Below are 21,171 nucleotides of genomic sequence, written 5' to 3'. Positions count from 1 at the left end.
TTACATTAAGTCATCATTCTCAAAACATTCTGCTTGAGTTTTTCTTTGCTGTAATGATAATCAATATCACTGTAATTTACTTTTCTTTTCATCAATTGACTGAGAATAACGTTTAAGGGTTCTTCGCATGTTTGTTCCATTTCTTATTATGTTGCGCGAAGGGTTAGAGGCCGCGCTGATAGTCAGCCTGATTGCCAGCTACCTGAAACGGACTCAGCGTGGTCGATGGATTGGTGTGATGTGGATTGGTGTTCTGCTGGCGGCGGCGTTATGCCTGGCGTTAGGCGTTTTCATCAATGAAACCACCGGTGAATTTCCGCAAAAGGAACAGGAGCTGTTTGAAGGCATCGTGGCGGTCATTGCCGTGGTGATCCTCACCTGGATGGTGTTCTGGATGCGTAAAGTTTCGCGCAACGTCAAAGTCCAGCTTGAACAGGCTGTCGATAACGCGCTGCAACGCGGCAATCATCACGGCTGGGCGCTGGTGATGATGGTCTTTTTTGCCGTTGCCCGTGAAGGCCTGGAATCGGTGTTCTTCCTGCTGGCGGCATTCCAGCAGGATGTAGGCATTTGGCCACCGTTAGGTGCGATGCTGGGGCTGGCCACCGCGGTGGTACTGGGTTACTTGATTTACCTCGGCGGCATTCGCCTCAACCTCGGGGCATTCTTCAAATGGACCAGCCTGTTCATTTTGCTGGTGGCCGCGGGTCTTGCCGCTGGGGCCATCCGCGCGTTCCACGAAGCCGGGTTATGGAATCATTTTCAGGATGTGGCGTTTGACATGAGCAGTGTGCTTTCGACGCATTCGCTGTTTGGCACATTGATGGAAGGTATTTTCGGCTATCAGGAAGCGCCGAGCGTCAGTGAAGTCGCCATTTGGTTTATCTACCTGATTCCGGCATTGATTATGTTTGCACTGCCGCCGCGTTCAGGCACTACGGCATCGCGTACCGCACCCTGATAAAAACGCGATGCAGAATACTCCTTAGTTACAACATACTTATTTATAGGGATAGGTTATGACGTTTAATTTTCGCCGTAGTGCGCTGCAGTTGGGTATTGCCGCGCTGTTTGCCTCCGCTTTTTCTGCACAAGCCGCCGATATCCCGCAGGTGAAAGTCACGGTTAACGACAAACAGTGTGAGCCGATGACGATCACGGTTAACGCTGGGAAAACGCAGTTCATCATCCAGAACCACAGCCAGAAAGCGCTGGAGTGGGAGATCCTTAAAGGGGTTATGGTGGTTGAAGAACGTGAAAACATTGCGCCGGGCTTTAGCCAGAAAATGACAGCTAACCTGCAGCCAGGTGAATATGATATGACCTGCGGTCTGTTGACCAACCCGAAAGGCAAACTAATTGTGAAAGGTAGCGCAACGGCGGATGCCGCGCAGGGCGACGCTCTGCTGAGCCTAAGTGGCGCGATTACTGAATACAAAGCCTATGTGACAGCCGAAACTGCACAACTGGTTGCGGGCACCAAAGCATTCACCGATGCGATTAAAGCTGGCGATCTGGAAAAAGCGAAATCGCTGTATGCGCCAACCCGTCAGCATTATGAGCGTATTGAACCGATTGCTGAACTGTTCTCCGATCTCGACGGTAGCATCGATGCGCGTGAAGATGATTATGAGCAAAAAGCCGCCGATCCTAATTTCACCGGCTTCCACCGCTTGGAGAAAGCGTTGTTCGGCGACAACACCACCAAAGGCATGGACAAGTATGCCGACCAATTAAACAGCGATGTTCTTGACCTGCAAACGCGTATTAGCGAACTGGCCTTCCCACCGTCAAAAGTGGTTGGCGGGGCAGCAGGACTGATTGAAGAAGTCGCTGCCAGCAAAATCAGCGGAGAAGAGGATCGCTACAGCCATACCGATCTGTGGGATTTCCAGGCCAATATCGATGGCGCGCAGAAAATCGTCGATCTCCTGCGCCCTCAGTTACAAAAATCCAATGCTGAGCTGTTGGCGAAGGTGGATGCGAACTTCAAAAAAGTCGATACCATTCTGAGCAAGTACCGTACCAAAGACGGTTTTGAAACCTATGACAAACTGACCGACGCCGATCGCAATGCGCTGAAAGGGCCAATCACGACGCTGGCGGAAGACTTGTCGCAATTACGCGGTGTTCTGGGTCTGGATTAAGCAAAATGCAGCAAGATAATGAAAACGGTGTGAGCGAACCTTCACGCCGACGTTTACTGAAAGGGATGGGCGCCCTGGGTGGGGCGCTGGCGCTGGCGGGTGGATGTCCGGTTGCCCACGCGCAAAAACCACAAAGCGCGCCGGGAACGCTGTCCCCCGATGCGCGTAGTGAAGTGCAGCCGTTTTATGGTCAGCATCAGGCAGGGATCCTGACGCCGCAGCAGGCATCGATGATGCTGGTGGCGTTCGATGTTCTCGCCAGCGATAAGGCTGATCTGGAACGCTTGTTCCGCTTGCTGACCACCCGATTTGCGTTTCTGACCACGGGCGGGCCGGCGCCGGATACGCCGAACCCGCGTTTACCCCCTATGGATTCCGGTATCCTCGGCGCATACATTGCGCCAGACAACCTGACGATGACGTTGTCAGTCGGCGCCTCGCTATTTGATGAACGTTATGGCCTGAAATCGCAGATGCCGAAAAAGCTGCAAAAAATGACCCGCTTCCCGAATGATTCGCTGGATGCGGCGCTGTGCCATGGTGATTTGCTGCTGCAGATTTGTGCCAACACGCAGGATACCGTTATCCATGCGCTGCGCGATATCATTAAACATACGCCCGATCTCCTTAGCGTGCGCTGGAAACGTGAAGGGTTTATTTCCGACCATGCCGCGCGCAGCAAAGGCAAAGAGACCCCAGTCAACTTGCTTGGCTTTAAGGACGGCACCGCGAATCCGGACGCGACGGATGCGAAGTTGATGCAAGACGTGGTGTGGGTTACGGACGGGCAGGGCGAACCTGTCTGGGCGCAAGGTGGTAGCTATCAGGCCGTCAGGCTCATTCAGTTTCGCGTCGAGTTCTGGGATCGTACGCCGCTGAAAGAGCAGCAAACGATATTTGGTCGAGATAAACACACCGGCGCGCCGCTGGGTATGCAGCACGAGCACGATGTGCCTGACTATGCCAGCGATCCCGAAGGTGAGGTGATTGCGCTCGACAGTCATATCCGCCTGGCGAATCCGCGCACGAAAGAGACCGAGTCCAGCCTGATGATGCGCCGTGGCTACAGCTATTCGCTCGGTGTGACCCCATCCGGTCAACTGGATATGGGACTGTTGTTTGTCTGCTATCAACACGATCTGGAAAAAGGCTTTTTGGCTGTGCAGAAACGCCTCAACGGTGAAGCGCTGGAAGAGTATGTCAAACCAATTGGTGGGGGCTACTTCTTTGCTTTGCCGGGTGTCAAAACCGCAGATCAATATCTGGGACAGTCTCTACTCGAAGCCTGATGATCGCGCCCCGTTGTACAGCGGGGCTTTTCCTGACATCTGTATGAATGAACAAATTATTTTTTATGATCGGCACGAGACTGAAATAATTCTGTCATCTCTCTGCAAGAGACTGTCTCTGGTGATTAGATAGAATTTAAGTTAACAGCAAGTAAAAATATTGTTGCATTAACGAAAGATTATGATGTAATTATAAGAAACAGCGGTAGTTCCCGGCGGTGATAGTCGTTCACTATGGAGATCGCGATGGAAAAGTCCTGTATTGGACACATTTTTCACAGTAGCTGCAGTACGTTACGCGGACGTTTCTCTTCCGGTAGCCACCTCGTCACCGCCAAATCTCTCTCCCTTTCACTTCTTATCTTCGTAACTGACACCTTGTACGGTGCGCGTAGCCGTGTGTGGCGTCTTATCCGAAAGCAAGCAATGGCTTACAAGGAAGCCAACCCTCAGATGTTCGTGCGCATAATCGTGCCGCCAACGGCGCGTGTGATGTATACCTACAACTCAAGGTGCTATCCATGGGAAGACAAAAAGCAGTGATCAAAGCTCGTCGTGAAGCAAAACGTGTGCTGAGGCGGGATTCGCGTAGCCATAAACAACGTGAAGATGAATCGGTCACCTCGCTTGTGCAGATGGGCGGCGTAGAAGCGATTGGTATGGCGCGTGATAGTCGCGACGCCACGCCAATCACGGCGCGGAATGAAGCTCAGGCCCAGTACCTGAATGCTATCGAGAGTAAACAGCTGATCTTCGCTACCGGTGAAGCCGGGTGTGGTAAAACCTGGATCAGCGCGGCAAAAGCAGCAGAGGCCCTGATCCACAAAGACGTGGACAGGATCATTGTAACCCGTCCAGTTCTGCAAGCTGATGAAGACCTCGGCTTCTTACCTGGAGATGTTTCCGAGAAGTTTGCGCCTTATTTTCGTCCAGTGTATGACGTGCTGGTGAAACGTCTGGGGGCCTCCTTCATGCAATATTGCCTGCGGCCTGAGATTGGTAAGGTGGAAATCGCGCCATTCGCCTATATGCGTGGACGCACATTTGAAAATGCAGTGGTCATTCTTGACGAGGCTCAGAATGTTACTGCAGCACAGATGAAGATGTTTTTGACTCGCCTCGGGGAGAATGTGACGGTGATTGTGAACGGGGATGTGACCCAGTGCGATCTACCCGCCCACGTTCGCTCAGGGCTAAGCGATGCGCTGGCCCGTTTCGAAGAAGATGATATGGTTGGGATTGTTCGTTTCAATAAAGACGATTGCGTCCGTTCGGCACTCTGTCAGCGGACGCTCAATGCATACAACTGATAAGTACTCCGTCTTCAAGGCCCGGGAAACCGGGCTTTGTTATTTGACATCAGCAGATTACTTTCTTTTGCTGCTCCAGTAGTTGGCGCAGGCCTGGTCAAACAGTTGGTTATTTTCGTCTATTTTCTTTAGCGCTTGTGCCAGAAAGGTCAGTAGGTCATCCTTATAAATCCCACCTTCCGTAGTTTCTTTTCGTAAGATCCCATTGCTGGTGTAGGTTTTTTTAATGGTGACGTTATGCCTGACGTTGCAAATAACCGTTCGCTGATACTCTTCGTAGAATCGGCTGTCAGGATCGAAAAACGTATTTATTTCATTCGGTGTACGTTTGAGGATTTTTCGCGAGAAAACCTTCAACGGAATAAATCCTGCTTCGTCTGCCTGCGACATGATCTCATCAAGCAAAGTTCCTTCTAGGTTTAACATGCCGTTATTTTCCTGATTGCTTGAGAAAGCGGTAGTTACAGCATAAGAGTGGTTTAGATAATGTGCAACGGGGCGGGGGATGATGCTTGATAGCGCGATGCTTATCAGACCTACAGGTTAACGCTATTCAGGACGGCTCACATGCGAAAAAAAAGCCCGTACTTGCGTACGAGCTCTTTCTCGAATATGGCGGTGAGGGGGGGATTCGAACCCCCGATACGTTGCCGTATACACACTTTCCAGGCGTGCTCCTTCAGCCACTCGGACACCTCACCATATTGTTGTTCCTGTGCTACCGGAACGGGCGCTAATTTAGGGAAATACCGCTCCGGCGTCAATCAACTTTTTGAAAAAAACGTGCATTTACACAAACTTCAATCAATATGCAGCTTAAATAAGCGGGAATTGTTTTTTTTGCCAGCACCCTAAAATTTGCTACTCTGATGTTCCCTCGAAAAATGATGATTATAAGTGCGAGTACGTTCCGCATAACAATGTTCAGGAGACGTTATGGATATAATTTTCTATCACCCAACATTCGATACGACCTGGTGGCTTAATGCGCTGACAAAGGCCATACCTGGCGCGCGGGTCCGTGAGTGGAAGGCAGGTGATAATGCGCATGCTGACTACGCGCTGGTCTGGCATCCTCCGGTTGAAATGCTCGCCGGACGAAAATTAAAAGCCGTATTTGCGCTGGGTGCGGGCGTCGATTCTATTCTCAGTAAACTGAACGCTCATCCAGAAATGTTGGATGCGTCGATCCCGCTTTTCCGTCTGGAAGATACGGGGATGGGCCTGCAAATGCAGGAATATGCGGTTAGTCAGGTATTGCACTGGTTCCGTCGCTTTGATGACTACCAGGCATTAAAAAACCAGGCGAAATGGCAACCGTTGCCAGAATATACTCGCGATGAGTTTAGCGTCGGGATCATGGGCGCTGGTGTTTTAGGCGCAAAAGTTGCAGAAAGTCTGCAAGCATGGGGGTTCTCGCTACGTTGCTGGAGTCGTACGCGTAAATCCTGGTCTGGTGTGGAAAGCTTCGCCGGTACCGAGGAACTGAGCGCGTTTTTGAGTCAAACTCGCGTGCTGATCAACCTCCTGCCTAATACGGCAGAAACCGTAGGCATTATTAACGCTGATTTACTCAGCCAATTGCAGGATGGCGCTTACGTGCTGAACCTGGCGCGCGGCGTTCATCTCAATGAAGACGATCTTCTGGCATCGCTGGACAGCGGCAAAGTGAAAGGTGCCATGCTGGATGTCTATAGCCGTGAACCGCTGCCGGAAACCAGCCCGCTATGGAAACATCCGCGTGTGGCAATGACGCCGCATATCGCCGCGGTAACACGCCCGGCAGAGGCGGTGGACTACATCTCCCGTACGATTTTGGGCCTGGAAAGTGGGAAATCCGTAACGGGTCAGGTCGATCGCGTTCGGGGATATTGATGGTAACCCGGCAAGTGCCGGGTTTCAGCTAATAAATGGCGACGATACCTGCTATCCTTGACGGAAAATGACTACAGGAGAGAGTTATGTATCCCGTTGACCTGCATATGCATACCGTCGCCAGTACCCACGCCTACAGCACCTTAAGTGATTACATCGCTGAAGCCCATCGCAAAGGCATCAAGCTGTTTGCCATAACCGATCATGGACCGGACATGGCGGATGCGCCTCATCACTGGCACTTTATTAATATGCGCATTTGGCCTCGTATCGTTGATGGCGTAGGGATCCTGCGCGGTATCGAGGCGAATATTAAGAATATTGAAGGCGAAATCGACTGTTCAGGTCCGATGTTTACCTCCCTGGATCTCATCATTGCGGGCTTCCATGAGCCGGTTTTTGCACCTCACGATAAAGACACCAATACCCAGGCAATGATAGCCACGATGGCCAGTGGTCACGTGCACATCATCAGCCATCCGGGGAATCCTAAATATCCCGTTGATATCACAGCGATTGCGCAGGCGGCGGCAAAATACCAGGTCGCGCTGGAAATCAATAACTCCTCGTTTTTGCATTCGCGTAAGGGGAGTGAGGACAATTGTCGCGCGGTCGCTGCGGCAGTGCGTGATGCCGGAGGCTGGGTGGCGTTAGGATCGGATTCACATACCGCTTTCACACTGGGTGAATTTGGTGAATGCCGTAAAATTCTGGATGATGTAAATTTCCCGGAAGACAGAATTTTAAACGTCACCCCTAAACGCCTGCTGGCGTTTCTGGAATCGCGAGGCATGGAGCCGATCGCGGAATTTGCTGAACTGTAATTGTTACTAACTGGAATATATCAATGAACGAGTTTTCTATCCTGTGTCGTGTACTGGGCTCGCTGTTTTACCGCCAACCACAGGACCCTTTACTGGTTCCTCTGTTTACCCTGATTAGTGAAGGTAAACTGTCCGCCAACTGGCCGCTGGAACAGGACGAACTGCTCACTCGTCTGCAGAAAAGCTGCGATATGCCTCAGCTGGCTGCGGATTACAACGCGCTGTTTGTCGGCGACGAGTGTGCGGTGCCGCCTTACCGTAGCGCCTGGGTAGAAGGGGCGAAAGAATCCGATGTTCGTGCTTTTCTTTCTGCCCGCGGAATGCCGCTGGCAGATACGCCTGCAGATCATATTGGCACGCTGTTGCTGGCGGCTTCATGGCTTGAAGACCAGTCTGCGGAAGATGAAAGTGAAGCACTCGAAACCTTGTTTGTGGAATACCTGTTGCCCTGGTGCGGCACGTTCCTTGGCAAAGTTGAAGCGCATGCAAACACACAGTTCTGGCGTACCATGGCACCGTTAACGCGTGATGCCATTGGCGCGATGTGGGACGAATTGCAGGAAGATACTGAAGAGTAAATGTGATTTAGATCTCATTAAACTGCAACTCAATTTACATCATTGCATGAATTGTGTGCACGATCTCATTCCCATGCCGTTTTTCTGCTAAGATACGCGGCATGAACATACTTCTCTCAATTGCAATCACAACGGGCATTCTCTCTGGGATTTGGGGATGGGTGGCCGTATCTCTTGGTTTACTCAGTTGGGCTGGCTTTCTGGGCTGCACGGCCTATTTTGCCTGTCCGCAGGGTGGGCTGAAAGGGCTGTGGATCTCGGCGTGTACGCTGCTAAGCGGTGTGGTGTGGGCGTTGGTGATTATTAACGGTAGCGCGCTTGCCCCGCATATGGACATTATTGGTTATGTCATGACGGGAATTGTCGCGTTTCTAATGTGTATTCAGGCAAAGCAATGGTTGCTTTCATTTGTGCCGGGTACCTTTATTGGCGCATGCGCAACGTTTGCAGGGCAGGGTGACTGGCAGTTGGTCGTGCCTTCTCTGGCGCTGGGGCTGGTATTCGGCTATGCGATGAAAAACAGCGGATTGTGGCTGGCATCTCGTCGTGAGAATCGGCTATCGTCGACGCTGACCAGTAAATAAAAAAGCGTGAGGGTTTTCCTCACGCTTTTTATGCTGTATCGACCACTCAGGATTCCGGAGGTACCGACAAATGGCGGTATTTAACCAGGATGTCATTATCAACTTGTTTCTTATCCTGCAAATCCCACAATCCGCGATCAATCCCATCATTAATCAGGAAGATAACACCGGTTTCAATTGCTGACATCAGACAAAGCATAACCGGTTCGTTAGAGGTGTAGCCAATTTCACCTTCCAACAGTCGCTGGTAGTCAATGAAGCGGAATACCCCAGCCTGCACTTCATAAGACAAGATAGTTTTGCTGGTATTCACCGATGAGAGGATTTCACCGGTACTAACGTTAACCACACGCAGGTTGACCGCTATCTGGTCGAGCTGGTACTGCGTATCGGCGCCAATACCGAAATAGCGCGCACCAACGCCACCCGATTTAACGTTGCTTTCATAACCAATAATTGACCCTTCTACCATGATGTTTGCCGCGGTCAGAGACTGCAGAGGGATCCGGTTATTAATGGCAACTGTGCCGTTTTCCTGAGCCGCACGAATGATTTTTCGTTCGTTAAGCAAGTTCTGCAATCCCTGACGTTCCAGCGGAACGAACCAACGAGAATCCTTCAATGCGGTGACAAGCATCGCCGTGGCGCTTTGCGGGACGGCGGTTGAGAAGTTACTTGCCGGATAAGGTTTAAACTGGCCAGTCTCATCCTGAATATTGTATACCGAGACAAAAATCTTACCTGTAGGCATGGGCAGGTGCGTCAAGTCTTTATAGCTTTGGGCTCGGGGCATTAATGTCGGCTTAGCGGCTTCTTGCGGCGGGGCTGTTAAACATCCGCTGAGTAAAATTACTGCCACCATGATAAGTAAGCGCTGCATGATTTTTTCCTTTCGTGGCTATAATTTAGAAATCGGTCGACTGATTTTGTAAACCCGACACTTCAATAGTCGACGTTCTCCCCGTTTTCCTGTCCGTGACATTCAGTTGCAGTTGTCCATCCCGGTTGGCGATATCAACGATAAAATCGCTGGTTACCATCCTTCCCGGCTTACCGGTATTGATATTGGTAAGTAAGCCACCGAGTATTTGTGACTGGATCGCCTGGGTAAAGTTATCCAGCGCTGTTGGGGTTTCAATGCCGTAGTCGCCGGCACTCGGATCTTTATACGAGTTTTGCGCCTGTGCGCTGTTCAGTAAAAAAGAGCCGTTATTTGGGTTACCACCAAAGTTAGGGTTGCGGAACTGGAACGTCATATTTCCGGCCCAACTTAATGGTGAAATCAGCATGAGCAAAACCACTGCATGTTTGACACGCATGAAAGCCTCCGGACAAAATCATGTTTTAGAATTCATCGCGCGCTAAATCGCTCGTGCTTAATAGTGTTTGATCTATTTGCCGACGATTTAATGCTTCCTCAGTTTCTGCCAATGCAAAGACCACAATTTTGTCGAAGTCTCTTTTCGTCGGGAATAAAAAAGTCTGGAAGATAACGTCCTGATTGACCGTTATGGTGATCCAACTTCCCCAACGTGCACTGGGTCTTTCATTAATGGTTAAGTTTCCTGTGTACTTACTTTCCCACTTGTCACTAAAGGCCCGGTAAAAATCATGGCCAATGGAAGAGACAGTGTGGTCAGTTAACAGTCCGGGAACCTCCACCTCTACAGCCGCGTGTAGATTCCCGGCAGCAAGGAACAAATTTGCTGCCACAATCCAGGTCAAATAGCGTTTCATGGCTTTATCGCCTGAGGTTATCATTGGCCCACGAGACCGCCTGCGTACGATTTTTGACAGCTATCTTTTTGAAAAGATTATAAAGATGTGTTTTCACCGTATTTTCACTAATAAATAGTGAACGCGCGATTTCAATATTTGAGGCGCCGATACGCAGTTTATTAAGGATCTCTTTTTCACGGTGCGTAAGTAATGCCGACTCCGTGCTGTTATAGCGGTAGTTCCCGGAATGCGTGATCAGGTAGCTGGCAAGCTTTTGCGAAAAGTAGCATTCGCCCCGCAACACACCCTGCAAACCGCTGACTACACGCTGCTCATCTTCAGTTGCGTAAAATACGCCATTGATATGCGGCCAGTTTTCAATATCCCGGTAAGGATAATCATCTGGGGTATTCAACAATAAAGTTTTTATATTGTTGTTTTTTCTGCTCAAATTATCTTGCCAGTAATGGATCAGTTTTTTATCTGCCTCCATCATATCCAGTAAAACAATGCAACTGGAGGATATATCATCCAGAGAACGTTGAATATTATGTAGTTTTCCGGTTAACGCCAGCGATTGCTTTAAATGCTGTAATAACGCAGTTGCCTGCAGGGATGGTTTAGTGATCAACAATAATGTATGACCATGAATACTATGGACTTCATTAAACATGATGAAACTCCACTTTTTTAGTCGCACACCTGACAGTTGCCTCTACTAAAATAGAGGCACCAGAAGTACTGACAGATGTTGCACTGCTGTGTAGAAATAAAACTTCGACCCAACGGGGTGAAAATATTAAAACAAATGGACTTCAACTGATTTCAATCTAGCTATTACAAATCTTAAAGCAAGTGTTAAACATGTTACATAATGTAAATTTATATATTAAAATGTGATTTTTGCGTTTTTGTGGAGTTTAGATTTGATAGTAAAGTTGTACATTTTAGCGTTATTGCATAGATTTAAAAAATCATACAAATTATAATATCTTATTGAATTTTAAGAAATAAAATTATAATTAGATGGTTTTAGATTTCTAATGAATTTTGATTTTTTTGTCTCACTTTAAGTTGAACAATTTTAGATAGAAAAAATGACACTTGTCACGACTTGTACCGAGGACAATCCCACTACCGTCTGCAAGGCCCAGAAAACGCGGGAAACGCGTTTTTTTGTTACTGCATAGAAATTCACTCATCGGGTTACAAAAGAAATAAAATCCAGAGCTATAACGGTGTTAATTGCGGTTAATTAGTACTTTGGGGTGAATCTGGATATAAAAATACAACTGGTGGGTGAGTTATTTAAAATGTTTCAACGGACATACTCTTCATCGTAACGTGGCGTTAACAAATGTAAGTCACGTTAACAATAATTTGAGTGGTAAATAATTTAACCTTATGTACGACCAGGTCCAGGGTGACAACATGAAAAACAAGTTGTTATTTATGATGTTTACAATGCTGGGTGTGCCTGGGATTGCATCCGCTACAAGTTATGATTTAGCTAACTCAGAATATAACTTTGCGGTAAATGAATTAAGTAAGTCTTCATTTAATCAGGCAGCCATTATTGGTCAGGTTGGCACTGCGAACAGTGCAAATACTCGACAGGGGGGCTCGAAGTTATTGTCGGTTATTTCGCAAGAAGGTTCTGGTAACCGAGCGAAAACAGACCAGACGGGGTCATATAACTTTGCATATATTGATCAAACGGGTAGTTCCAATGACGCGAGTATTAAACAAGGTTCATACGGTAATACGGCGGTAATTATCCAGAAAGGTTCTGGTAATAAAGCCAATATTACTCAGTACGGTACACAAAAAACAGCAGTTGTGGTGCAGAGACAGTCGCAAATGGCAATTCGCGTTACTCAACGCTAATCCATTAACGACGATTAAATCAATCCGATGGGGGTTTACCATGAAACTTTTAAAAGTGGCAGCATTCGCAGCAATCGTAGTTTCTGGCAGTGCTCTGGCTGGTGTTGTTCCGCAATGGGGCGGCAATCATCATGGTGGCGGTAGTAACTATGGCCCGGACTCTTCACTGAGTATCTACCAATATGGGTCAAACAACGCTGCGAATGCTCTGCAAAGTGATGCGCGTAAATCAGATGTCACTATCACACAACAGGGGCGTGGTAACGGGGCTGTAGTTGGTCAGGGCGCTGATGACAGTACCATTAGCCTGAAACAGACTGGCTTCCAGAACAATGCCACTATCGATCAGTGGAATGCTAAAAATGCTGATATTAGTGTAACCCAGTTCGGTGGCCGTAACGGTGCGTTGGTTAATCAGACCGCTTCTGACTCCAATGTGCTGATTCAGCAAGTTGGCTTTGGCAACAACGCTACAGCTAACCAACACTAATTCAGTTTTCTGACTGATAATAAACAGGGCGTGAGCCCTGTTTTTTTTTCGGGAGAATATGATGCATACGCTATTACTCATTGCCGCGCTGGCAAATCAAATAACATTCAATACAACTCAGCAAGGTGATATGTACACCATTATTCCTCAGGTGACGTTAACCCAACCGTGCGTATGTGAGGTACAAGTCCTTGCCATACGTAAAGGGCAGGGGGGACAAAGCCAGTCGCAGCAGAAAATAAGCCTTTCGGTCCCTGCTAATCGACCGATTGAATTAACCAAACTGAGCTTTAATATTTCATCTGAGGATTCGGTCAAAATTATCGTTACCGTTTCAGATGGGCAGTCTCTGCATCTGTCGCAACAATGGCCTGACTCAAACAGTCACCCATAATTTTTTGCTGTATTTGCATTAAGGGTGTGGCTGGGAATGCGCTGCTGTTCTATGAATATAGAAGCGTGTGAGCGTTTGTATTTGATCGTTAATCGTAGCGGTGAAGGATCATTTCGATCCCTCAAAGATGGCTAATCATTGAGGAACCCTTATGTGTACATTATTAAAGCGTGTTTTAAGTACCAGTTTATGTGCTTTTTCTCTTTTAACCCTCCCTGCAATTGCGCAGCAAATCACAACCGGCGGGGTTATTCATTTTCGCGGAGCGATAGTTGAATCACCTTGCGACGTTAACAGACAGCAGCAGCAAATTGAATTGTCATGTATCCGCAACGGCACCAACCAGAATAGTCTTTACAACCCGCAACAGCTCGCGACAGCCCCTCAGAATGTGCAGGAAATTGCCACAGTCAAAATGCACTACCTCAATGAACAGAAAAACATGGCGATTCTTAATATTGAATATAAATGACTCGCTGTGGCGTAGATATGCACACTTACGGTTAAAAAGAGAGATTTAAGGGAAAACCCTGCTGTACACTTAACGAATGGTGTTTTGTCAGGGGGAACTTATGCAATCACGTGTTCATGTGTTACATGGCGATATTACGACTGTCGCTGTTGATGTGATTGTCAATGCGGCGAATTCATCGCTACTGGGAGGCGGTGGCGTCGATGGCGCAATCCATCGCGCTGCCGGAGCAGCATTGCTGGAGGCCTGCAAACAGGTTATCCAGCAACAAGGAGAATGCCCGACAGGGCATGCGGTGATCACTCTGGCGGGGGCGCTTGCGGCAAAAGCGGTCATTCATACCGTAGGACCCGTCTGGCAAGGGGGAGGTCATCATGAGGCCGAACGCCTCGAAGAAGCTTACTTAAACACCCTGCAACTGGCCCTGGCCAATGGTTATCACTCCATTGCTTTTCCGGCGATTAGCACCGGGGCTTATGGCTATCCACGCGCCGCAGCGGCAGAAATAGCGGTGAAAACGGTGCTGAAATTTATTACCCGCCGCGCACTTCCTGATCAGATATACTTCGTGTGCTTTGATGACGAAAACGCTCAACTTTATAAGAGATTGCTAACACAACAAGGTGATGATCACACGGACTGATATGACGCGACTTGAGCGTGCCATCACGCCCCTTTGCGAAGACCACCCGGGAGAATGCGGCATTCTTGCGTTGGATGACAGCCTGGATGCGTTTGCTGCTCGCTATCGGTTAACGGAAATGGCGGAACGTACCCTGGATGTGCAGTATTACATCTGGGAAAACGACATGTCCGGGCTATTGTTATTTTCCGTTCTGCTGGCCGCAGCGAAGCGAGGCGTACGGGTGCGTTTGCTGCTGGATGATAACAACACGCCGGGTTTGGACGACACGCTGCGTCTGCTGGATAAGCACCCCAATATAGAAGTTCGCCTCTTCAATCCGTTTTCCTTTCGCATCCTGCGCGCGCTGGGCTATTTAACCGATTTTGCCCGGCTTAATCGGCGCATGCACAATAAAAGTTATACCGCTGACGGCGTGGTGACTCTCGTTGGTGGGCGTAATATTGGCGATGCCTATTTTGGCGCGGGTGAGCAACCGCTATTTTCCGACCTGGACGTCATGGCTATCGGGCCGGTTGTCAAAGATGTGGCAGATGATTTTGAGCGTTACTGGCACTGTCGCTCGGTTTCAACGTTACAAAATGTGCTTGAGATGTCTGAGCCAGATTCTGTGCAGCGTATTGAGCTACCCGAATCCTGGTATAACGATGATATTACCCGCCGCTATCTGCATAAGCTGGAAACCAGCCAGTTTATGTCCAGTCTCGATCAAAGATCGCTGCCGCTGATTTGGGCCAAAACGCGTTTGCTGAGCGATGATCCTGCAAAAGGAGAAGGGAAAGCGCCGCGCCACTCGCTATTACCGCAGCGTTTGTTTGACGTAATGGGCTCGCCGACCGAACGTATTGATATTATTTCTGCCTACTTTGTGCCGACGCGTGCCGGTGTGGCGCAGCTCCTGAGACTGGTAAGAAAAGGCGTCAAGATTGCCATTTTAACCAATTCACTGGCGGCGAATGATGTGGCGATCGTCCATGCGGGCTATGCGCGCTGGCGAAAAAAACTGCTGCGCTACGGTGTAGAATTATACGAACTTAAACCGACCCGCGATCGCGTCTCGGTCGTTCACGATCGTGGATTAACCGGTAATTCAGGGTCCAGCCTGCATGCGAAAACGTTCAGTATTGATGATCGCAAAGTGTTTATCGGCTCGCTTAATTTTGATCCTCGTTCGACGCTGCTCAATACGGAAATGGGATTTGTGATTGAGAGTGAAGTGCTGGCCGAATTGATTCATAAACGGTTTATGCAAAGCCAGCGTGATATGGCCTGGCAGCTACGCCTTGACCGTTGGGGGAGAATTAATTGGGTCGACCGACTTTCTGGCAGTGAACAGGTCCTGAAAAAAGAACCCGCCACAGGATTCTGGAAGCGGGTTCTGGTAAAGCTGGCGTCCGTGTTACCCATTGAATGGCTGCTTTGAACCACACAATGATTGAGGGAAAAACTAGCCGGCTACGGCCTTGTTTTTATCCTGCTTAACGGGCGGTTTACCCGAAAAGAGAAACTTCAGCACCGGTATGCGTAAATGGATTTCGTACAGTATTACCGCAATCCCAACCACAAACAGCAGACCGCAGAGAAAACCCAGCAGATTCGACGTGATATGCGGTGTGATGTAAGCGCCAAAAAACAGCGTTAACGGGTGGTGCACCAGATAGATAAACAGCGACGCGTTGACAAAATAGGTCACGCGGGCAGACTGGAAATTAAGCAAACGGTGACCCAACGAAAAGACGACGTTCACCATCCACAGTCCCATGACCATGGTAATGACATATTCGGTTTCATACATCCAGGCATCGCCGTTACCGTAACGCTGATTGAGCAGGTATGCCACAAATGCGAATGCAGCACCGAGCGTGCAACCGCGTGACGGCGTGGTAAACAGCGCCTTCAGATTCGGGTTGATAAACGCCAGTGCGCCGAGCATAAAGAAAGGCGCATAGAACAGCGTTTGCATAACGATAAAATTGAACATGCCATCGCTGAGAATCGAAGGGTAGAGGATGAAAATTGTCCTTCTGACGGCAGCGTAACCGACACCTAACAAGATGAAGATCAGCGATAATTTAGTCATCGACACCGCCGGGGCGCTGGCGGCGTCACTACGCGTCAGTCTGTTTTTCATCTGGGTGAACACCCACATGCTCACGGTCGTTAATACGACCAGAACCAGTAAAAACCACAGATGGGAAATCAGCTCCCAGGCCAGCGCATTGTATTTATCGTAGCCGCTGAGAGTATGCCAACTGTCTGCTTTTCCCTTTACGTATTGCAGCATGATAAATTGCGGCAGCGTAAGTAATGGAATCGCGGTCAGCATCGGGATCCCCACGCGTTCTACACGCACCTTCCACCAGCGCTTTAGCGGATAGCGCAAAAATAGCATGTAGGAAAAATAACCCGAAATGACAAAGAAGACTTGCATGCGAAAAGCATGGATAAAGTCGTTAAACAGGGTCAACCACCACGACGGTTCAGCACTGTTCACGTGCCAGGTGTGGGTCGAGTAAATCAATGAAATATGGAATGGGATCCCTAACAACATTAGCCAGGCACGGATGGAGTCAAGAAAATATTCGCGTGGTGGTGATACAGAGCTCATAGACAGTTATGTATTCTCAGACTTTTCGTCTTATCCCTAAGACGAATAATGGTTACATTCGAGGGCAACCCTACACGAAGTCCAACAACCTGTCTCCAGGATAAGCACGCAAAGTGAAAACAGGTAGTTGAACCTGATTAAACCATGAGCCAGCGCGCGAACAATACAGGGATTCAGTTGTCGGAATACCCGATTATCCATTAAAATGGATCGGATCAATATAAGCACACAAAGGGGGAAGTGCTTACTAATTATGAAACATAAACTACAAATGATGAAAATGCGTTGGTTGGGTGCAGCAGTTATGTTAACGCTGTACACATCATCGAGCTGGGCGTTCAGCATCGATGATGTTGCAAAACAAGCTCAATCCTTAGCCGGTAAAGGCTATGAGGCGCCAAAAAGTAACTTGCCCTCCGTTTTCCGCGACATGAAATATGCGGATTATCAGCAGATCCAGTTTAACCGCGATAAAGCCTACTGGAGCAATCTCAAGACCCCATTTAAGCTCGAGTTCTACCACCAGGGTATGTACTTCGACACGCCGGTCAAAATCAACGAAGTTACCGCTACAGCGGTGAAAAGAATCAAATACAGCCCGGATTATTTTAATTTTGGCGATGTTCAGCATGATAAAGACACGGTAAAAGATCTCGGTTTCGCCGGGTTCAAAGTGCTGTATCCGATCAACAGCAAAGATAAAAACGACGAAATCGTCAGCATGCTCGGTGCCAGCTATTTCCGTGTTCTGGGGGCAGGGCAGGTCTACGGTCTGTCTGCGCGCGGTCTCGCGATTGATACCGCTCTGCCTTCTGGCGAAGAATTTCCCCGCTTCCGTGAGTTTTGGATCGAGCGTCCGAAACCGACTGACAAACGTTTGACCATTTATGCCTTGCTGGATTCTCCGCGCGCAACCGGAGCGTATCGCTTTGTCATCATTCCGGGTCGTGACACGGTAGTCGATGTTCAGTCCAAAGTTTATCTGCGCGACAAAGTGGGCAAGCTGGGCGTGGCACCGTTAACCAGTATGTTCCTGTACGGACCAAACCAGCCTTCTCCGGCGACCAACTATCGTCCGGAACTGCATGACTCTAACGGTTTGTCGATCCACGCTGGCAACGGCGAGTGGATTTGGCGTCCGCTGAATAACCCGAAACATCTGGCGGTGAGCAGCTTTGCGATGGAAAACCCGCAAGGTTTCGGCCTGCTGCAGCGTGGCCGTCAGTTCTCGCGTTTTGAAGATATCGACGATCGTTACGATCTGCGCCCAAGCGCCTGGATCACGCCAAAAGGTGATTGGGGTAAAGGTAAGATTGAGTTAGTTGAAATCCCAACTAACGATGAAACGAACGATAACATCGTTGCGTACTGGACGCCGGATCAACTGCCTGAAGCCGGCAAAGAGATGAACTTCAAGTACATCCTGACGTTCACGCGTGACGAAGACAAGCTTCATGCCCCTGATAGCGCCTGGGTCCAGCAGACTCGTCGTTCTACCGGTGATGTAAAACAGTCTAACCTCATTCGTCAGCCTGATGGCACTATCGCGTTTGTGGTGGACTTTACCGGCACGGATATGAAAAAGCTGCCGCAGGATACCCCGGTTACCGCACAAACCAGTATTGGCGACAACGGCGAGATCGTTGAAAGTACTGTGCGCTACAACCCGGTAACTAAAGGTTGGCGTTTGGTATTGCGCGTGAAAGTGAAAGATGTGAAGAAAACCACTGAAATGCGTGCTGCCTTGGTCAATGCCGATCAGACGCTGAGTGAAACCTGGAGCTACCAGTTACCTGCCAATGAATAAGACAACTGAGTATATTGACGCAATGCCGCTTTCGGATATCGAAAAAGCGGCACTGCCGAAAACTGACATCCGCGCTGTTCATCAGGCGCTGGATGCCGAGCATCGTACGTACTCGCGCGAAGATGATTCACCGCAGGGTTCGGTGAAAGCTCGCCTGGAGCAGGCGTGGCCTGATTCTCTGGCCAAAGAGCAGTTGGTTAAGGACGATGAGGGGCGCGATCAGCTGCAGGCGATGCCAAAAGCAACGCGTACCTCTATGTTCCCCGATCCCTGGCGTACCAACCCGGTTGGCCGCTTTTGGGATCGCCTGCGCGGGCGCGATGTGACTCCGCGTTATCTTTCGCGTTTGACGAAAGAAGAACAGGAGAGCGAGCAAAAATGGCGTACGGTTGGCACCATCCGCCGCTATACGTTGTTGATCTTAACGCTGGCGCAAACGGTCGTCGCAACCTGGTATATGAAGACGATCCTTCCGTATCAGGGTTGGGCATTCATTAATCCTGTTGACATGATGGGGCAGGATTTATGGGTCTCCTTTATGCAACTGCTGCCCTACATGCTCCAGACCGGCATTCTCATTTTGTTTGCCGTGCTTTTCTGTTGGGTTTCAGCAGGATTCTGGACCGCGCTGATGGGCTTCCTGCAACTGTTGATTGGGCGAGATAAGTACAGTATCTCCGCCTCAACGGTTGGGGACGAGCCGTTAAATCCCGAGCACCGGACCGCGTTGATTATGCCGATCTGTAACGAGGACGTTGACCGCGTATTCGCGGGACTTCGCGCCACGTGGGAGTCGGTCAAAGCGACGGGCAACGCCGAGCATTTTGATGTTTACATCCTGAGCGACAGCTACAACCCCGATATCTGCGTAGCAGAACAAAAAGCGTGGATGGAGCTGATTGCCGAAGTGCAAGGCGAAGGGCAGATTTTCTACCGTCGTCGTCGTCGTCGCGTGAAGCGTAAAAGCGGCAATATTGATGACTTCTGCCGTCGCTGGGGAAATCAGTACAGCTACATGGTGGTGCTGGACGCTGACTCCGTGATGAGCGGTGACTGTCTGAGCGGGCTGGTGCGCCTGATGGAAGCGAATCCAAATGCCGGGATTATCCAGTCTTCACCGAAGGCTTCCGGTATGGATACGCTGTATGCACGCTGTCAGCAGTTTGCGACCCGTGTTTATGGTCCGTTGTTTACCGCTGGACTTCACTTCTGGCAATTGGGGGAATCGCACTACTGGGGCCATAACGCGATTATTCGCGTGAAGCCGTTTATCGAACACTGTGCGCTTGCGCCGTTACCGGGCGAAGGCTCGTTTGCGGGTTCGATTCTCTCCCACGACTTCGTCGAAGCGGCGTTGATGCGTCGTGCCGGCTGGGGCGTGTGGATTGCTTACGATCTGCCGGGCTCTTATGAAGAGCTACCGCCGAACCTGCTGGATGAACTCAAGCGTGACCGTCGCTGGTGTCATGGCAACCTGATGAACTTCCGTCTGTTCCTGGTGAAGGGGATGCACCCGGTTCACCGTGCAGTGTTCCTGACCGGCGTTATGTCCTATCTGTCCGCGCCGCTGTGGTTTATGTTCCTCGCGTTATCGACTGCATTGCAGGTGGTGCATGCGCTGACTGAACCACAGTACTTCCTGCAACCGCGCCAGCTGTTCCCGGTATGGCCGCAGTGGCGTCCTGAACTGGCGATCGCGCTGTTTGCTTCTACGATGGTGCTGCTGTTCCTGCCGAAGCTGCTGAGTATTTTGCTCATCTGGTGTAAAGGGACGAAAGAGTACGGCGGGTTTATCCGCGTCACGCTGTCGCTGCTGCTGGAGGTTCTGTTCTCCGTGCTGCTGGCGCCGGTACGTATGCTGTTCCATACCGTCTTCGTCGTGAGCGCCTTCCTCGGTTGGGAAGTGGTGTGGAATTCACCGCAGCGTGATGACGATTCCACCCCGTGGGGTGAAGCATTTATGCGTCACGGTTCTCAGTTACTGCTGGGGCTGGTGTGGGCGGTAGGTATGGCCTGGCTGGATCTGCGTTTCCTGTTCTGGCTGGCGCCGATTGTCTTCTCGCTGATCCTGTCGCCGTTTGTTTCCGTGATTTCCAGCCGTTCCACGGTTGGGTTACGTACCAAGCGCTGGAAGCTGTTCCTGATCCCGGAAGAGTATTCTCCGCCGCAGGTGCTGGTGGATACGGATACCTACCTGGTGATGAACCGCAATCGTACACTGGACGACGGCTTTATGCATGCGGTGTTTAACCCGTCATTTAACGCACTGGCAACGGCAATGGCGACTGCACGTCACCGCGCGAGTAACGTGCTTGAGATTGCCCGTGACCGCCATGTGGAGCAGGCGCTGAACGAAACGCCGGAGAAACTAAACCGTGACCGCCGTCTGGTGCTGTTGAGCGATCCGGTGACGATGGCGCGTTTGCACTATCGCGTCTGGAATTCACCTGATAAGTATTCTTCGTGGGTGAATTACTACCAGGGACTGACCCTGAATCCGCTGGCGCTCAGGAAAAAATAAGCGTTAAGTAACGTGAAAATACC

General features: G+C 49.8%; 22 protein-coding genes and 1 tRNA gene. 16 read left to right on the top strand and 7 right to left on the bottom strand.

The window, feature by feature from the left end:
- Positions 1-127: 127 nt before the first annotated feature.
- The 4 genes from efeU (at position 128) to phoH (ending at position 4,746) form a co-directional block, all read left to right on the top strand.
- Positions 128-961: an iron uptake transporter permease EfeU gene (gene efeU, locus HV352_RS14790; RefSeq protein WP_019076441.1), complete on the top strand. Its 834-nt coding sequence runs from the start codon at positions 128-130 to the stop codon at positions 959-961.
- Between the two features lie 58 nt (positions 962-1,019).
- The gene (gene efeO / locus HV352_RS14785; protein WP_047414229.1) at positions 1,020-2,147 is read left to right on the top strand and encodes an iron uptake system protein EfeO; all 1,128 of its coding nucleotides are present in this window, start codon (positions 1,020-1,022) and stop codon (positions 2,145-2,147) included.
- Positions 2,148-2,152: 5 nt separating this feature from the next.
- Positions 2,153-3,436, top strand: a complete 1,284-nt coding sequence (gene efeB, locus HV352_RS14780) for an iron uptake transporter deferrochelatase/peroxidase subunit (protein ID WP_047414232.1) — start codon at positions 2,153-2,155, stop codon at positions 3,434-3,436.
- 521 nt (positions 3,437-3,957) lie between these two features.
- Entirely contained in the window at positions 3,958-4,746 is a 789-nt protein-coding gene (gene phoH / locus HV352_RS14775; protein ID WP_016152592.1) for a phosphate starvation-inducible protein PhoH, read from the top strand.
- Positions 4,747-4,803: 57 nt separating this feature from the next.
- Here the strand turns inward: phoH and HV352_RS14770 are convergent, their stop codons facing one another.
- Positions 4,804-5,172 carry a hypothetical protein gene (locus tag HV352_RS14770; protein WP_103283703.1) on the bottom strand — a complete coding sequence of 123 codons (369 nt, stop codon included), beginning with the start codon at positions 5,170-5,172 and terminating at the stop codon, positions 4,804-4,806.
- Positions 5,173-5,359: 187 nt separating this feature from the next.
- Positions 5,360-5,447: transfer RNA gene (locus HV352_RS14765), tRNA-Ser, on the bottom strand.
- A 235-nt stretch (positions 5,448-5,682) separates the two neighbouring features.
- Here HV352_RS14765 and ghrA point away from each other — a divergent pair.
- From ghrA to HV352_RS14745, 4 genes are all read left to right on the top strand, one after another.
- Positions 5,683-6,621 (top strand): glyoxylate/hydroxypyruvate reductase GhrA, encoded by a 939-nt coding sequence (ghrA, locus tag HV352_RS14760; protein ID WP_047415303.1) that lies wholly within the window; start codon positions 5,683-5,685, stop codon positions 6,619-6,621.
- Between the two features lie 86 nt (positions 6,622-6,707).
- The gene (locus tag HV352_RS14755; protein ID WP_016156173.1) at positions 6,708-7,445 is read left to right on the top strand and encodes a phosphatase; all 738 of its coding nucleotides are present in this window, start codon (positions 6,708-6,710) and stop codon (positions 7,443-7,445) included.
- A gap of 23 nt (positions 7,446-7,468) precedes the next feature.
- Positions 7,469-8,023 (top strand): molecular chaperone, encoded by a 555-nt coding sequence (locus HV352_RS14750; protein WP_016152596.1) that lies wholly within the window; start codon positions 7,469-7,471, stop codon positions 8,021-8,023.
- A 101-nt stretch (positions 8,024-8,124) separates the two neighbouring features.
- A complete protein-coding gene (locus HV352_RS14745) occupies positions 8,125-8,607 on the top strand; it encodes a DUF1097 domain-containing protein (protein WP_016156175.1) in 483 nt (160 codons plus the stop codon).
- Positions 8,608-8,653: 46 nt separating this feature from the next.
- Here the strand turns inward: HV352_RS14745 and csgG are convergent, their stop codons facing one another.
- Genes csgG through csgD form a run of 4 tightly spaced genes read right to left on the bottom strand, consistent with a single transcriptional unit; the run spans position 8,654 to position 10,999 of the window.
- Positions 8,654-9,487, bottom strand: a complete 834-nt coding sequence (gene csgG, locus HV352_RS14740) for a curli production assembly/transport protein CsgG (RefSeq protein WP_016152598.1) — start codon at positions 9,485-9,487, stop codon at positions 8,654-8,656.
- Between the two features lie 25 nt (positions 9,488-9,512).
- Positions 9,513-9,926: a curli production assembly/transport protein CsgF gene (gene csgF / locus HV352_RS14735; RefSeq protein WP_016152599.1), complete on the bottom strand. Its 414-nt coding sequence runs from the start codon at positions 9,924-9,926 to the stop codon at positions 9,513-9,515.
- 25 nt (positions 9,927-9,951) lie between these two features.
- Positions 9,952-10,344, bottom strand: coding sequence for a curli production assembly/transport protein CsgE (gene csgE, locus HV352_RS14730; protein ID WP_016152600.1), 393 nt, complete (start codon positions 10,342-10,344; stop codon positions 9,952-9,954).
- A gap of 4 nt (positions 10,345-10,348) precedes the next feature.
- Positions 10,349-10,999 carry a biofilm master transcriptional regulator CsgD gene (gene csgD / locus HV352_RS14725; RefSeq protein ID WP_003036091.1) on the bottom strand — a complete coding sequence of 217 codons (651 nt, stop codon included), beginning with the start codon at positions 10,997-10,999 and terminating at the stop codon, positions 10,349-10,351.
- Positions 11,000-11,757: 758 nt separating this feature from the next.
- Here csgD and csgB point away from each other — a divergent pair.
- From csgB to HV352_RS14695, 6 genes are all read left to right on the top strand, one after another.
- Positions 11,758-12,213, top strand: a complete 456-nt coding sequence (csgB, locus tag HV352_RS14720) for a curli minor subunit CsgB (protein WP_019076446.1) — start codon at positions 11,758-11,760, stop codon at positions 12,211-12,213.
- A 40-nt stretch (positions 12,214-12,253) separates the two neighbouring features.
- Positions 12,254-12,703, top strand: coding sequence for a curli major subunit CsgA (csgA, locus tag HV352_RS14715; RefSeq protein ID WP_016156176.1), 450 nt, complete (start codon positions 12,254-12,256; stop codon positions 12,701-12,703).
- Positions 12,704-12,764: 61 nt separating this feature from the next.
- Positions 12,765-13,097 (top strand): curli assembly chaperone CsgC, encoded by a 333-nt coding sequence (gene csgC, locus HV352_RS14710; RefSeq protein WP_016152602.1) that lies wholly within the window; start codon positions 12,765-12,767, stop codon positions 13,095-13,097.
- A gap of 151 nt (positions 13,098-13,248) precedes the next feature.
- Positions 13,249-13,569 carry a type 1 fimbrial protein gene (locus HV352_RS14705; RefSeq protein WP_047359345.1) on the top strand — a complete coding sequence of 107 codons (321 nt, stop codon included), beginning with the start codon at positions 13,249-13,251 and terminating at the stop codon, positions 13,567-13,569.
- A gap of 100 nt (positions 13,570-13,669) precedes the next feature.
- Complete coding sequence (ymdB, locus tag HV352_RS14700; RefSeq protein WP_181634835.1) at positions 13,670-14,212, top strand: O-acetyl-ADP-ribose deacetylase; 543 nt, start codon at positions 13,670-13,672, stop codon at positions 14,210-14,212.
- On the top strand, positions 14,196-15,635 hold the full coding sequence (locus HV352_RS14695; RefSeq protein ID WP_152903216.1) for a phospholipase D family protein: 1,440 nt from the start codon (positions 14,196-14,198) through the stop codon (positions 15,633-15,635). Before ymdB ends, HV352_RS14695 begins: the two co-directional genes overlap by 17 nt.
- A 24-nt stretch (positions 15,636-15,659) precedes the next feature.
- Here the strand turns inward: HV352_RS14695 and mdoC are convergent, their stop codons facing one another.
- A complete protein-coding gene (mdoC, locus tag HV352_RS14690; RefSeq protein ID WP_104651944.1) occupies positions 15,660-16,820 on the bottom strand; it encodes a glucans biosynthesis protein MdoC in 1,161 nt (386 codons plus the stop codon).
- A gap of 271 nt (positions 16,821-17,091) precedes the next feature.
- On the opposite strand from mdoC, the gene mdoG reads away from it, so the two are divergent.
- Both mdoG and mdoH read left to right on the top strand, forming a co-directional pair.
- A complete protein-coding gene (mdoG, locus tag HV352_RS14685) occupies positions 17,092-18,627 on the top strand; it encodes a glucans biosynthesis protein MdoG (protein WP_181635479.1) in 1,536 nt (511 codons plus the stop codon).
- Complete coding sequence (gene mdoH, locus HV352_RS14680) at positions 18,620-21,148, top strand: glucans biosynthesis glucosyltransferase MdoH (protein ID WP_019076449.1); 2,529 nt, start codon at positions 18,620-18,622, stop codon at positions 21,146-21,148. Before mdoG ends, mdoH begins: the two co-directional genes overlap by 8 nt.
- Positions 21,149-21,171: the final 23 nt, after the last annotated feature.

Source organism: Citrobacter sp. RHBSTW-01044, assembly GCF_013781945.1.
Lineage (GTDB): Bacteria > Pseudomonadota > Gammaproteobacteria > Enterobacterales > Enterobacteriaceae > Citrobacter > Citrobacter braakii.
This window is presented reverse-complemented; position numbering and strand designations above follow the sequence as displayed.

What these genes read in the sequence shown, in the direction of transcription:
- mdoC (WP_104651944.1), bottom strand. Translation starts at nt 16,820, where the DNA reads ATGAGCTCTGTATCACCACCACGCGAATATTTTCTTGACTCCATCCGT.
- ymdB (WP_181634835.1), top strand. Translation starts at nt 13,670, where the DNA reads ATGCAATCACGTGTTCATGTGTTACATGGCGATATTACGACTGTCGCT.
- HV352_RS14705 (WP_047359345.1), top strand. Translation starts at nt 13,249, where the DNA reads ATGTGTACATTATTAAAGCGTGTTTTAAGTACCAGTTTATGTGCTTTT.
- efeO (WP_047414229.1), top strand. Translation starts at nt 1,020, where the DNA reads ATGACGTTTAATTTTCGCCGTAGTGCGCTGCAGTTGGGTATTGCCGCG.
- mdoH (WP_019076449.1), top strand. Translation starts at nt 18,620, where the DNA reads ATGAATAAGACAACTGAGTATATTGACGCAATGCCGCTTTCGGATATC.
- csgB (WP_019076446.1), top strand. Translation starts at nt 11,758, where the DNA reads ATGAAAAACAAGTTGTTATTTATGATGTTTACAATGCTGGGTGTGCCT.
- mdoG (WP_181635479.1), top strand. Translation starts at nt 17,092, where the DNA reads ATGATGAAAATGCGTTGGTTGGGTGCAGCAGTTATGTTAACGCTGTAC.
- csgA (WP_016156176.1), top strand. Translation starts at nt 12,254, where the DNA reads ATGAAACTTTTAAAAGTGGCAGCATTCGCAGCAATCGTAGTTTCTGGC.
- HV352_RS14695 (WP_152903216.1), top strand. Translation starts at nt 14,196, where the DNA reads ATGATCACACGGACTGATATGACGCGACTTGAGCGTGCCATCACGCCC.
- csgC (WP_016152602.1), top strand. Translation starts at nt 12,765, where the DNA reads ATGCATACGCTATTACTCATTGCCGCGCTGGCAAATCAAATAACATTC.
- csgF (WP_016152599.1), bottom strand. Translation starts at nt 9,926, where the DNA reads ATGCGTGTCAAACATGCAGTGGTTTTGCTCATGCTGATTTCACCATTA.
- ghrA (WP_047415303.1), top strand. Translation starts at nt 5,683, where the DNA reads ATGGATATAATTTTCTATCACCCAACATTCGATACGACCTGGTGGCTT.
- HV352_RS14745 (WP_016156175.1), top strand. Translation starts at nt 8,125, where the DNA reads ATGAACATACTTCTCTCAATTGCAATCACAACGGGCATTCTCTCTGGG.
- efeU (WP_019076441.1), top strand. Translation starts at nt 128, where the DNA reads ATGTTTGTTCCATTTCTTATTATGTTGCGCGAAGGGTTAGAGGCCGCG.
- csgG (WP_016152598.1), bottom strand. Translation starts at nt 9,487, where the DNA reads ATGCAGCGCTTACTTATCATGGTGGCAGTAATTTTACTCAGCGGATGT.
- HV352_RS14750 (WP_016152596.1), top strand. Translation starts at nt 7,469, where the DNA reads ATGAACGAGTTTTCTATCCTGTGTCGTGTACTGGGCTCGCTGTTTTAC.
- HV352_RS14755 (WP_016156173.1), top strand. Translation starts at nt 6,708, where the DNA reads ATGTATCCCGTTGACCTGCATATGCATACCGTCGCCAGTACCCACGCC.
- csgD (WP_003036091.1), bottom strand. Translation starts at nt 10,999, where the DNA reads ATGTTTAATGAAGTCCATAGTATTCATGGTCATACATTATTGTTGATC.
- efeB (WP_047414232.1), top strand. Translation starts at nt 2,153, where the DNA reads ATGCAGCAAGATAATGAAAACGGTGTGAGCGAACCTTCACGCCGACGT.
- HV352_RS14770 (WP_103283703.1), bottom strand. Translation starts at nt 5,172, where the DNA reads ATGTTAAACCTAGAAGGAACTTTGCTTGATGAGATCATGTCGCAGGCA.
- phoH (WP_016152592.1), top strand. Translation starts at nt 3,958, where the DNA reads ATGGGAAGACAAAAAGCAGTGATCAAAGCTCGTCGTGAAGCAAAACGT.
- csgE (WP_016152600.1), bottom strand. Translation starts at nt 10,344, where the DNA reads ATGAAACGCTATTTGACCTGGATTGTGGCAGCAAATTTGTTCCTTGCT.